The sequence below is a fragment of the Pseudomonas lundensis genome, assembly GCF_001042985.1.
Lineage (GTDB): Bacteria > Pseudomonadota > Gammaproteobacteria > Pseudomonadales > Pseudomonadaceae > Aquipseudomonas > Aquipseudomonas lundensis.
Map to the genome: position 1 here is coordinate 25387 of NZ_JYKY01000036.1, position 12078 is coordinate 37464.

The 12078-nt window shown below is 52.7% G+C and carries 14 protein-coding genes; 5 read left to right on the forward strand and 9 right to left on the reverse strand.

What is annotated here, in order from left to right; genetic code table 11:
- From TU74_RS20885 to TU74_RS23205, 9 genes are read right to left on the reverse strand one after another with little or no spacing between them, the layout of a single operon-like run.
- On the reverse strand, positions 1 to 780 hold the full coding sequence (locus TU74_RS20885; protein ID WP_053070063.1) for a TrbG/VirB9 family P-type conjugative transfer protein: 780 nt from the start codon (positions 778 to 780) through the stop codon (positions 1 to 3).
- A gap of 27 nt (positions 781 to 807) precedes the next feature.
- Positions 808 to 1473 (reverse strand): VirB8 family type IV secretion system protein, encoded by a 666-nt coding sequence (locus TU74_RS20890; protein WP_048377558.1) that lies wholly within the window; start codon positions 1471 to 1473, stop codon positions 808 to 810.
- Positions 1473 to 2333 carry a TrbL/VirB6 family protein gene (locus TU74_RS20895; RefSeq protein WP_048377559.1) on the reverse strand — a complete coding sequence of 287 codons (861 nt, stop codon included), beginning with the start codon at positions 2331 to 2333 and terminating at the stop codon, positions 1473 to 1475. Before TU74_RS20895 ends, TU74_RS20890 begins: the two co-directional genes overlap by 1 nt.
- Positions 2321 to 2710, reverse strand: a complete 390-nt coding sequence (locus TU74_RS20900) for a hypothetical protein (protein ID WP_048377560.1) — start codon at positions 2708 to 2710, stop codon at positions 2321 to 2323. Before TU74_RS20900 ends, TU74_RS20895 begins: the two co-directional genes overlap by 13 nt.
- A complete protein-coding gene (locus TU74_RS20905) occupies positions 2703 to 2915 on the reverse strand; it encodes a hypothetical protein (protein ID WP_048377561.1) in 213 nt (70 codons plus the stop codon). The genes TU74_RS20900 and TU74_RS20905 overlap by 8 nt, the downstream gene beginning before the upstream one ends.
- A 29-nt stretch (positions 2916 to 2944) precedes the next feature.
- On the reverse strand, positions 2945 to 3631 hold the full coding sequence (locus tag TU74_RS20910) for a TrbJ/VirB5 family protein (protein ID WP_082149916.1): 687 nt from the start codon (positions 3629 to 3631) through the stop codon (positions 2945 to 2947).
- Positions 3631 to 6315 (reverse strand): VirB4 family type IV secretion/conjugal transfer ATPase, encoded by a 2685-nt coding sequence (locus tag TU74_RS20915; RefSeq protein ID WP_233086234.1) that lies wholly within the window; start codon positions 6313 to 6315, stop codon positions 3631 to 3633. Before TU74_RS20915 ends, TU74_RS20910 begins: the two co-directional genes overlap by 1 nt.
- Positions 6302 to 6601, reverse strand: a complete 300-nt coding sequence (locus TU74_RS25130) for a VirB3 family type IV secretion system protein (RefSeq protein ID WP_082149917.1) — start codon at positions 6599 to 6601, stop codon at positions 6302 to 6304. The genes TU74_RS20915 and TU74_RS25130 overlap by 14 nt, the downstream gene beginning before the upstream one ends.
- Entirely contained in the window at positions 6598 to 7068 is a 471-nt protein-coding gene (locus tag TU74_RS23205; protein ID WP_053070065.1) for a TrbC/VirB2 family protein, read from the reverse strand. The genes TU74_RS25130 and TU74_RS23205 overlap by 4 nt, the downstream gene beginning before the upstream one ends.
- 914 nt (positions 7069 to 7982) lie before the next feature.
- Between TU74_RS23205 and TU74_RS20930 the strand changes: the two genes are divergently transcribed.
- The 5 genes from TU74_RS20930 to TU74_RS20950 all read left to right on the forward strand — a co-directional run bounded on the left by TU74_RS20930 (position 7983) and on the right by TU74_RS20950 (position 11929).
- Positions 7983 to 8750: a ParA family protein gene (locus tag TU74_RS20930; protein WP_048377563.1), complete on the forward strand. Its 768-nt coding sequence runs from the start codon at positions 7983 to 7985 to the stop codon at positions 8748 to 8750.
- 10 nt (positions 8751 to 8760) lie between these two features.
- Complete coding sequence (locus TU74_RS20935; protein WP_048377564.1) at positions 8761 to 9669, forward strand: ParB/RepB/Spo0J family partition protein; 909 nt, start codon at positions 8761 to 8763, stop codon at positions 9667 to 9669.
- Positions 9666 to 10016 carry a TrfB-related DNA-binding protein gene (locus TU74_RS20940; protein ID WP_048377565.1) on the forward strand — a complete coding sequence of 117 codons (351 nt, stop codon included), beginning with the start codon at positions 9666 to 9668 and terminating at the stop codon, positions 10014 to 10016. Before TU74_RS20935 ends, TU74_RS20940 begins: the two co-directional genes overlap by 4 nt.
- A gap of 223 nt (positions 10017 to 10239) precedes the next feature.
- On the forward strand, positions 10240 to 10863 hold the full coding sequence (locus tag TU74_RS20945) for a recombinase family protein (protein WP_048377566.1): 624 nt from the start codon (positions 10240 to 10242) through the stop codon (positions 10861 to 10863).
- Positions 10864 to 11377: 514 nt separating this feature from the next.
- Complete coding sequence (locus tag TU74_RS20950) at positions 11378 to 11929, forward strand: helix-turn-helix domain-containing protein (RefSeq protein WP_032901689.1); 552 nt, start codon at positions 11378 to 11380, stop codon at positions 11927 to 11929.
- The last annotated feature ends 149 nt before the right edge of the window (positions 11930 to 12078 follow it).

Sequence of the window (12078 nt, forward strand, 5' to 3'; positions counted from 1 at the left end):
TTAAGCCCCTCCGCCATCACGAGCGCCTCGAGTAACGGTGCGCTTATATGGGTTGGCCAGGTTCTCCACGCAGACATGGGCGTTGCCGTCACGCAGGACAAACATACTGTCCAGGCGCTCTACGACCACGTAATCACCCTCACGGCGTTTGTTGACCATGGCCTCAGTTCCATCGGGCAACACGCGGTAGAACTGCGGCATGTCAGCCCCTTTCTTGAGCAGGAACTTGGTGAACTGGCCATCATCCATGACCGACTGCAAACCAATGGAGTCCTTGTCACCTGCATAGCCGTAGTTGATGTTCGGGGAGCCTGGCGTGCCGGTGCTGACCACAGGCGGGGGCTCATGGCTCTTGACCTCAGTGAAAGAGGACACGCGGCTGCTTGGGTAAATGAAGCGAATCAGGTACGACTGGCCGGTGTTTTTCTTGGAGCTACCCAGCTGGAAATAGTAAGTACGCTTGCTGGTGATCACGGTCAGGTTGGTGTCCGCGTTTTCCTCGACCGGCTTGAGGAACAGACGATTGCGGAACGGGATGGTTTGCCAGGCGATGGTGTCGCCCAAGGCAACCACTTTCACCATTTCATCCGCTTCAAATTCGAGGGATGTTTGATAGTTATAAGTGCCCACCAGTTCGTAGACTTGGTTCGGGTCATAAGTAACTTGTTTAACCCGTTTATCGGTCAAGAGCGGGGTTGGCAACTTAGCGGCGTGTGCAAAACCACCAAAAAAACACAAACTCAGGGCGATAGCGGTCGGCAAAATGCAATGTTGCTTCATGATTTTAGTTTCCTTGAATTGAGTGAATTACCGGCGGCTCAGTTCTTCACTTTTTCGATAAAGAGTAATCACAGTACCGAGCGGGTTAACCCAGCGATCACCGAGCTGACGCGGTACAAGTGTGTTCGCTATTTTCAGATTCGCTGTGTAGTTCGTTGGTACGGGATCAGCTTTCCCTGCTTGATGAAAGTTTGACGTGAATGAAATTTGATAAATGTCACCTACTTTATTGATGCTGTACGCCTCGGCTTCAATCCACTCCTTTTCACCCAGCAATGCGTAGGGGTTTCTTGGATTATCTGGATTGATTTCCTGCTCGTACTGGCGCGCAACCTCCGGCGTTGTGTACAGGTGGCAGGTGTCAGAAAGTGACTGCCTTCTGCGTGGATCAAAGGTGTTGCACGCATTCACGAAGGCGTACAGGTCTGACTCGATCAAGGCTTGTTCTGCCGACACATTTTCCTTGTCAATGACGCGCATTTTCAGGACTTCACCGTCTGCGCCGATGGTGGCTACCACGGGAATTACAGTGTGCAGATCCGACAGGACATAGACCGCACAAGCCAAAGCAACAATGGAAATCGCCTGAGCACCATTGAGGAACAGGGAGCGATTGCGTTCCTGTTTGACCTTCTGCTGCTCTCGCAATGAATTGCGGCGCACGGCCTCATCATTCTTGAATGTCTTGTCCATTACATTTTCACTCCCAAAGTTCTAACAGCCATCATCACCAGCGACGACCCCCCTACAGTTGCACCAGAGGACAACGCAGCGGCCCAACCGCGAACTTGCAACATGCAGATAATCAAGACTCCTTCCACGATCAATAATGTGCCGTACTGTTGAGCCGTCATTAGGGCTGCGTCACTGATAGTAGCGGTTTGCGCAACTTCGTTAATGGCGTCTCCGAAGACAGAATAGCCGAATCGGATAATGGCGATGGACAGAATGTAGATAAGCGAGAAGTTCAACATCTTGCTTAGCCAATTCATTCCCCAACCCCGTGTTTGTGGAAAGAAGAAAAACGCGACCAAGATCGGCAGAATCGACATGCTGATAGCTGCACCAAACTTAGCAATCAGCATGTTCAAGATCGCGACCACGAACAGAATGCAGTTAATAACGAATAAGCCGTAGCCCATCATGATCATTGCAAACTGCCGCCAACTGACGTTCATCAGAACGCTGGCTACTTTCCCGACATTCACATACAAGGCGTCGAGCATCGACGTCGAATTGACACCCCCGCTCATGATTTTCGCGGCAATGGATTCTGTGAAACCGCCCCATGCCTGGTAGAACACAAGCCCTCCCGTAGACCAATTCAGCGTCAGGAACACCATGGCAGTGAGGAACATCCTTTGCGCCAGATCCCAATACTTGATGGCTTGGCCGTTGTAGATCGTGAACCCGAGCACTGCCCAGTAAGCAACGGCAATCAGGTACACGGCTGGGGAAACCAGTTCCGCCAAGTCAGGAAACACCTGGGCGACGAAGCTGGTAGTCAATTCGTCAGTGGCACCGATTAAGCCCTCAAGGGTCAGCTGCGCCATGGGTTCGATGCTCCGTACACACCCTGGAAGTGGGAGAGCACTTCGGGGTCGCGGAAGTCACTGGCACTCAACTGCACACCGGTTTGTGCCTTGATCTCCCTGGAAGTCTGTTCGATGCAGCCTTGAACCAGCGAACCGCCGTACGACGACGACTTCATGTAGATCTCAGCAAAGCAAGTGCCGGGGAACCAGTTGCCAACGTCGCGTTTTGATGCGCTCAACAGAGGGTTTTTCCCGACGCTGATCGGTGCTGTTGGATTGCCTGGTTCAGCAGGTTCCGTCGAGAAGTACGAAGCGGTATTGATGTAAACCACGCTACCGACAACGACCACGGCAACGACTACCGAAAGGACGTGATGTAGTTTGAATTTAAGCATTGCTGCGCTCCTGGTCTGCTGTGACAAACGGGGTGAACTGGCAAGCGCAAGGCGACTTATCAATCTTGCCGGTGTTGGTGACACAGCCCGAGGCCGCACTGACCACCACGGCCAGCAGCACCACTTTCCAGAGCTTGAACACCACCCACAGCGGGAGCCAGATCGGGAGGGTGACGCCTTTGAAGATGAAGACGATTGCTTTCATGCGGTTACTCCTTTTCTCGCACGCGAGAATTACTGATCTTTCCACTTGAAGAATTTTTCGTTGTCCGACGTAGCCTGGTTCTCAGCGTTGTTCAAGTTCGCTTGCAGGTTCATGTTCAACGCTGACAGCTTCGATTGAGCCGAGGACAACATGCCGTTTTCAGCGGCAATACGGTTTTGCAGGTCTGCGGCGTCTTTGGCATTGGCGGTGTGATCGACTTGCGCCGAGAGCGTGGCCAAGTTGTTCAGGTGGACTTGCACCTCGCTGTACAGCGCGTCACCACCAGACATTGCAGCGCGAACAGAGTCAGAACTGAGCTGATAATTCTGAGCCCGTTGGCCCTGCGGGTTGTTGAACAGTTCCTGCGGCAACGTGTTGATCAGTTGTTCGTAATACGACTGCTTGCTGCCATAAGCGCCCGAGCTTTGACGGGAAACGACTTCCTGCCATGAACCTGGCACGACCGAGGCCGAGTTGATCGCGTCATTCAGACCGATAGCGCCGCGACCGTACGAGCCTTTGAGGCTGTCCAGGGTTCGGCTTTGCGTCTCGTAGGACTGTTTCAACGTGTCAAATTGATCTTTCAACACGAGGTATTGCTGGGCCAACGCAGCCCAGGTGCCAGCGTCACCAGTTGGAACACCCGTTGCGTGTGCTTGGCCGCTGATAGCCATAACCACCGCCGTAGCGAGGCACAGCTTTTTGATAGTCGTCATCATTTGACCGCCTTCAAGTTGTGAGTGTTTTTGGCTTTGGCTTCGGCCATGAAGACCGGAACCCATTGCTCTGGATCGTCAGTGCCCAGGCGCTTGATAATCGACTCCATCAGAGCCACACCAACATCGTTCGAGGACAGCACGGGGATGAAGTCGGACAGATCGGCCTTCGGATCCTCTGAGGTCAGATCGAATACAACCTTGATCGACTCTTTGCCGCGACGGATAAGGAACTTGCGAGAGCCCTGGCCGATTTCGCGGATCCACTTACGTTCAGCGACGGTCAGGTTTTGATGATCTTCATCAGTGGCCGCGTCGTTCGACAGATAGATCTTGGTGGCACTCTGTTTGTCGATTGAGTCGGTTTCACTGCGGAAATACTTGGCATCAGGCGTGACAAAGATAATCAGGCCGTTTTTGCGACGGATCTGCATGATGAAGTTGTCGATTCGCTTCTTCCAATACTCGTTCTTCACCAGGTTTTGCCCTTCCTCCAGTACCAGGATGAAAGGCGTGCCATCCATTGCTTGCTCGATGCGATGCAGTGGGTAGCTCAACACGACCGGAAGTTCTGGCCGCGCCTCACCGCCCTTGAGCAGTTCCATCATTTCAAAGCAGTAGTGCCGCGACGTGCTCAGGTCGATGGAGTCATTCACGTTGTCGAAGACACCGGCATTCGCGCCAGTGACACCCTTGGCGCCGTGCCAGATGGCCATAACATCGGCCAGCTCGCCCTGGCCATACGTCCACACGACATTGCGGAACCGGCGATCCTCGAACGGCAGGCTGTAGTTTTCGTCCACCAGAGCCTTGAAACGCTTGATGTCATCAGCAGACGTAGGGGTTGATGCGTAGCACTGACGCATCAGCACTTGCAGATCCACCAGAAACGCACGGTTTTCAGCCGTATCGGGCAGCTTGAAGGGGTTCCAGTTCATGCCGCTATGAGGGGAAAGCGTGGTATGCACACCGCCCATAGCTTTCATGAACACCTTTGCGCCGTAGCGGTTATCGAACCAGAATACTCGTGGCTCGGCTTTGTCGGCCTCACTGACCATCAGAGAAATAACGGTGGTCTTACCCGAACCCGTATCAGCGGCAATTGCCGTGTGCCCTGCAACCATCCCTTCCAGTTCGCGATGGAAGTTGAAGTTGTAGGAAGTCCCGCTCTCAGTTTCAAAAGCGGTAATGGCTGGCCCCCACAAGTTGCCATCCCGACGCCCCTTGGCGAAGTTGTGCAACGAAGCAAACCCCGCGAAGTTGGTCGATTTGATCTTGCCGCGACGACCAATCAGGTTCTGTGCTTGGCCTGGCAGCTGCGACCAGTAGAAGGTTTCCAGGCCCATCCACTCGCGTACCGATTTGACGTTCAGGTCAACAAAGCAGTTTTCCACCAGGCCCACGGCTTTATCGAGTTCGCTAGCGTTCTGCTTACGGTTCGCTTCCGAGTCCATAGGCAACGACGGCACATGCACAAAGATGGTCAGGTGGTGCAGACCGTTGACAGCATCACCACGGCGCAACGCCCGAATCCCCTCAGTCAGTTCCTTGCTGTCATCGTCGGCGATGCCGTGAGTGTCCGAGACAGTCAGGCGCCGTTGTTCTTGCGTCATCGCCGATTCAGCTTCGATTCGGTTAGAGAAGAAGAACGATTGCGTGATGATGTATTCCACCGGCTGCTGCAGGAACTTGTTCATCATCCGCGATGGAGTTCTGCGCGGCCATTCAGCCATGCTCAACATCGCGCCGATACGCGAACTGGTGCTGCCACGTACTTCGCACATGGTTGCCAACACACGAAAGTTAAGGCGAGCGTATGGCAACATTTCGCAGAGCTTCTGATCGCTCAGGGGGATCTTGCGATCCTCAAGGTTGATCAGGTAGTTGAAGAACGTACTGAGTTCGGAGAATTCCTCTCCCAGGAAGTCATACACGACCTCAGAAGGGTATTGCTGGTGATCGCCGTTGTGCTCTTTGAAATCCGCCCAGCTCCAACGGAAACGACGCACCGCGTCATAAGCCCGGTCACGGTCGATCATCTTTGAATCGGTTTTAGGGTGCCGCTGCACTTTCAGGCGAGTCGCACCGTACTCGGACAGTCCACCCAGCAGCAGATTCGCAGCCTTGTACAGATCCTCAGCCATGTCGTCATAGGATTCAGCATCCTGCTTAGTCGGGCTGGTCCCTGTAATCAGCGCAATGCCTCGATCCATCAGCCCTGGTACACCAGACCGGAAACGGTTGCGTACCAGCGAGATATAGATCTCGTTGACGTAGAACCCTTTGTGTTGATAACGGCCACGCCAAGCAGCGTTGAGTTGCTTGGAGAACCAGGTGCCGCCCTCGCCTTCAGGGAAATCAAAGACCTTACGGCGGATGGTATGCACGTACAGGCCCAAGTTACTGAATGCGACGGTACGTAGCAGCGTGTTACGGCGAACTTCAAACTGTTTAACCTGTTCTTCGGTCAGCGAATCAAAGAGCAAGCCATCAATTTTGATAACTTGGACTAACGCGCTTTCCTTGGTCATTACCGTCTGATCATCGTAGTGATAGTCATACGGCACCATTGCGCTGACTTCCAACTCCAGCAGATCCTCTTCGGATCCTGCTGGCTGTTGAACGCCTAGCGACAAGTCAAGATTGCGCGTCAATTTCCTAAGCGCTTTATCAACGAGGCGCATAACTCCGATACCCCCACAAGTTCCTATTCCGAGAGGCCCGTAAACGAAATGCAGATTGCAAGACACCAAATAAATAAACGTCTTTGCTGCAAATGTAATACGAAATTCCAAACAGAAGTGGTATTGCCCCAACCGGCCATAACGAGCGAATTACCAATGCTGTTATTAGCGGTCCAAAGATGCTGATAAGAATGCTCGATAGCGTGAAGGCGCCGACCATAGATGGTCGAGCCATCGCTAAGACAAGCACCTCACCCTCATCGGGTGCGTGCTCGACCGCACTCATTGCAGTGAGGTTGCAGCGCCGGATTTGATCTCGGCGACGATGTTCGGTGCGAAGAACACCAGGAACACACCGGCGACAGTCCAACCGAAGGTGGACCACTCGACACGGCCCGACTTAGCCCGGAAGCCCTGCACCACAATGGCCAGGATGCCCAGGTAGTAACCGATATCGAAGATGAGGAAGCTAACAATGTCTTTCAGCAGGTTCTTGACCGAACTGAAGTCCATCGCCGCGTTGGCAAATTCAGGGAGAAGGCTCAGGGAGAACAGCGACCCGATGACGACGATCTTTTCTGCCTTGGCAGTCCAGTCTTTGCGCATCAGGGCCGCATGGTTCATTCCGTGTTTCGGGGTGACGATATTGCGAAGGGTTGTTACCGTGTTGCTTTGTTGAAGCTTGGTTACCCAGGATTGTTTGTTAATGGTTTCTGACTTACGGAAATTCGATTTTCCTGTTTCGAGTTGCATACCGTTGCCTCTTCATAGTCATGACGGGGAATCCCCGTACGTTATGGTTATTGCTTTGTGCGGATTGTTAGGACAGGTCTCTTTTATAAAGTCGATAGCAGTATCGGCATTTTTAAAAAGTCTGGTCTTCCCTAACGCTGTAACAACCGAAAACACTTGCCCTGTTGACGGACTTTCGATGATGAGTTCCCACTTCCGAACATTATCCAAGTACCGCTCTTGTAGATGAACTCGGTAATCCGGTTGGGCGTTGGTGAAAACCACCAGGTCTTTTTTATCTAGGGATTGCATCATGTCCTCTGAATAGCTCAGCGCTAAAAACAGAGGGGATACTGTAGCCCCTGACATTTTTCTTCTAGATCCCACCTCGCATTTTCTTCCTCTTTAGCGTTTTGTTTAACGTTTTATGCATTTCGTTACTCAATATATTCTTTTCATTTTATGAAATCAACATTTCATGTTGCGTTTTTTGGATTCCGAAAAGGATGGGGACGAACGAATGCCCCAGGAATAAACCTGCGTACTGATGGGTAGCGATAAGTGATTGAGACATAAGGCGTTTCACGATCTATCCATTGAGGCCTGGCGGCTTCATGTCGTGTATGAGGTAAGGCAAGAGGGCATAGCCTTCCACGCGGGTGTGACAGCGGGGATGGGATTTTTCTCAACTATTTGAAAAAAAGCTGATGACCGGTATTGAGCTGAGTTGAACGAATGTTCGACGTGAGGAGGGGCAAAGGTCGCGAAGTCGAGCAGCCGTGAAATGAATTCTCGCGTGCGAGAACGCGACGCGGTGTCGTGTATTTATCGCATGCGAGAAAAATACAAAGTAAACCCTATTTTTGGGTTGACCAAAGGGTTTACCATATGCAAACTTGAATCACGGTCCACTATCGGACAAGTCGGAGATCATGATGAAGATCACAACTGTAGCGAATCAAAAGGGCGGCGTAGGGAAGACCACCCTAGAGATTCACCTGGCAGCATGCGCGGCAGAGGATGGTAAGCGTGTCCTGGTCGTAGACCTTGATGAAGGCGACCTATCGCAGTTTTTTCCCCAAACAGAGGATGGCGATAATACGCCTTATCTAATGTCCAGCCAGTTGTTCAATGGCGAGCATGAAGGGCGTCAGCCACGCCAGGTCGGTCCCAACATCTGGTTGATCGAAGCTGACGTAGCACTGCTCGACGTGGACGATATGGATCTAGACGTAATCCACGCTCTACGGCCTGCACTGGAACGATTTTCTGACGATTTTGATCTCTGCATGATCGACACCCCACCGAACTTGCAACGTCGCATGGTTGCGGCCCTGACGGCCTCCCATGCCGTGGTGGCCCCGTTCAATATCAGCGCCTTTACCCTTGCTCGACTCCCAAAATTGATGAACACCATCGAAACTGTGCAAGACAGGTACAACCCTGATCTGCGCTTTTTGGGCTATTTGCCGAACTTGGTGAACAGCCGTTCGCCCGAGGAAATAGACGCCCTCCCCGGACTTCGCGAGAGCTACGGTGATGCCATGTTCGCGGAGCAGATCATCTACCGGCCTTGTATCAACAAATCGCTGGCCGCTGGTAATCCGGTCTGGTGGAAGGCCCGCAGCGGCAGTCAGCGTGAAGCGGGCCGGGAAATGAAACGGGCTTGTAAGGCCGTTCTCGATAAAGTTTGGGCTGAATGAGGGCCATGTCATGACAACGAAGAAACCCAACGCATTCGGGGGTGCAGTCAAAAAGCTTTCTGACTTTCAGAAGCAAAAAACGGCAGTTCTGGAAGGTGAACGCATCATCAAGGTCAACCCCGACGAGGTTGAGTGCAAGCCGCAAATCCGAGGCAAGGACAACCCAGGCTTCACACAAGAATCTCTGATTGAACTGGGCGACGACATTGAACAGAACGGACAGGCAGAGGCTGCCGTCCTACGGCCCCACCCAAACCCTGGAAGCGGGTTCAAATACCTAATGGTCGCGGGTGAGCGACGGTTGCGGTCTTGCGCACTCAAAGGCCTTTTGCTTGAAGCAGTAGTGCGCGACCTCACAGACGCCCAGGCCAAACGGATTCAACGTTCTGAGAATGTCCAACGCGAAGGACTTCTGCAAATCGAAATAGCCCTGTCCCTGAAAGCCGACAAGGAAGAATTAGGCACCCTGCAGGCAGTTGCTGCCGAATGGAAAAAGAGCATCAGTTGGGTGGCTGAACGCTTGTCCTATCTGGATGCCATCGAAGCCGGGGGAGCTACCAGCACAGCAGTACAGAACGGAATAACCGCTGACGTATCAGTGGTAAACGACCTAGCGCGCCTTGAACGTCTCGACCCCGCTGCAGCCGCCAATGTGGTACAGCGTGCCGAAGCTGATCCTGACCTGAACGTTCGCAACGAAGTACGCACGGAACTCAAAACAACCAAGGCGCTCAGGATAGGCGGGGGCAAAGCCAAACCCAAGACACCAGGCAAAGCGACAGAACTCGATTTGTTGAAAGAACAGGTTGCCCTCCTGACTGAGCAGGTAAATACCTTGAAGTCTGAAAAGGTGTATCTCTCTGAGGAACTGGAGAAAGCACGGCAACAAATCGCCGACCAGTGGAAGCCTGCAGAATGACTACCCGCCTCACTGACCAGGATCTACGAATACCACCCGAAGACTTCGAGCGTATCCGCAGTAACTCAAAGATGCATAGCCGCAGCCTTGACGTGGCTTTTGAAATCCTCGTTGAGGGCAAAAAGCTTGTAGCAGTGGCCAATGCTCACGGACTGACGAAACAGCGCGCTTTAGCCATAAGGGACAAAATCTACTCAGCCTATCTACTCCAGGCTCCCGAAGGCTGGAGCTATGCGCAGATCTGCGCCCCCGAGGAAATGATCAATCGTTTCGTCAAAGAGGCCGACACGGAGCGATTGAGGTATTGGCAGAGTAAATCCACAACAAAGAAGGACAAGGACGCATGATTCGGTAAAGCGACTATCGAGCAATCTCAAAACTGCTGAAACCGCTATCGGGGATGGCAGCACAGAAGCTTGAGCATTGACTGTGGGACTGTTTCTTTAGGGCATACATGAATTGAGACAGTCAGAGGCAAACCGGGCAGGGCTTTACTTAGATTAGTGATACGTTCAATTTGATACACTCTTAAATGAACACTCAAAATGATACGAAGGAGTAGAGCCCGTCATGTTCATCCGTTCTTACCTGCGAGCATCGACCATCGAGCAGGACGCTAACCGAGCCAATGACGCGTTGGAACAATTTGCAGCTGACCATGGCCAGGTTGTTGCCAGTACATACACAGAAAATGCCAGCGGCACCGAAGCGAACAGGCCAGAACTTCTTCGCTTGCTCAAGGATGCGCGCAAAGGCGACGTGCTCCTGGTTGAAAGCATCGACCGGCTGTCACGGATGGAAGATTCTGATTGGCGGATGCTCAAAACGACCATCGACTCAAAAGGACTTCGCATCGTCGCGCTGGATCTGCCCACCAGTCACCTGGCGTTAAGAGTCACCCAAGGCGACGAGTTCACCAGTCGCATGCTTGGAGCAATCAATAACATGATGATCGAAATGATGGCGGCTATTGCTCGTAAGGACTATCAACAACGCCGCGAACGGCAAGCCCAGGGAATCGCCAAAGCCAAAAGCTCCGGGGCGTATAAGGGCCGCCCCATTGATTCCGATCTGCACAAGCGTGTACGTGAACTGCTTGCTGCAAATTTGGGGATTAGAGCAACTGCCCGTCACGCTGGTTGTTCAACCACGACCGTTCTCAAAATCCGTGACCAGGTTCAACAGCTCAGTTAATTGAGCCGGTCGGAAGTGACTGACTAGCGGAGGCGAAGCCGTAGTCTGTCAGGCGCTTACGAGTGGCCGCCGCCGGCAGGCGACTTTGACTTATCAACCCCAAGGTTAACAGCGTGGCAGAGGACGACAGTTAGAGATCATAAGAGGCAGGACTTCTGACCCCTTGATTTACGGGGCCTCCAGAGCAGTAGATAGCTCAGCCTATGAGCGAACCTTCGGTCATCATCTGTGAACCAACCTCGCTCATAGACCGTGATCTAACCTAGCTCACGTTATGAGCTACCCCTCGCTCATCGGTGTTCGATAGCAAACATCCTTGAGCTACCCGTAGCTCACAACATGAGCTACCCCTAGCTCATTTTTTGCGCGATATCCGACAAGTCTGTCAGATAGCGAACAAATTTGATCTACCAATAGAGCACAGCGTGAGCTACCCTTCGCTCATTCTTGCTCGCTATCTGACAAGTTTGAGAGATAGCAAACATCACTTTTGGACGATCTGACAGGAGGGTCGATGTCTGAGGAAATCCGCAATCTACACCAACCCGCGCCACGCGGGACTTGGGTTCAGACAGAGCGTGCTGGACACGAAGCATGGGCGCAACTGATTGCGCACGCTCCACGTGCGGCCCAGCTGCTGCACATACTCGTGGCCAACATGGATAAGAGCGGTGCCCTGATTGCCAGCCAAGCTACTTTGGCCAAGCTGATGGAAACTTCTACAGCAACGACAAAGCGAGCGTTGTCGGTACTGATCGAGCAGGCTTGGATTCAGACAATCCGGCTGGGGAGTGATCGAGGCGGAGCGCTGGCCTACGTGGTGAACAGCAGGATCGCTTGGGCGGATAGCCGCGAAAATATCCGCTTCGCACGGTTCAATGCGCGTGTGCTTGTGTCGTCCGAAGATCAAAGTGACCTGGGCAGCGGCAAACTGTTGAAAGCACCGGTCATGGCACCAGGTGATTTGCAGTTGCCAGCTGGTGATGGTCTGGCCCCGCCAGTTCAAGAAACGTTCGAAAGCATGCTGCCAGACTTGCCGTCGATCTCCGACAATTCAGAAGCCTGAAACGACGAAACCCGCAGCACGGCTGTTGGCGCTGATTGAAAACTGACCCACCCTGCCGATTGAAAATTGACCCAGGACGGATTGCTGATTTCTGTCCCAGCAATTGTGGATAAGCTTAGCAGCAGTGGGCCGATTCAAGACGCATCAAC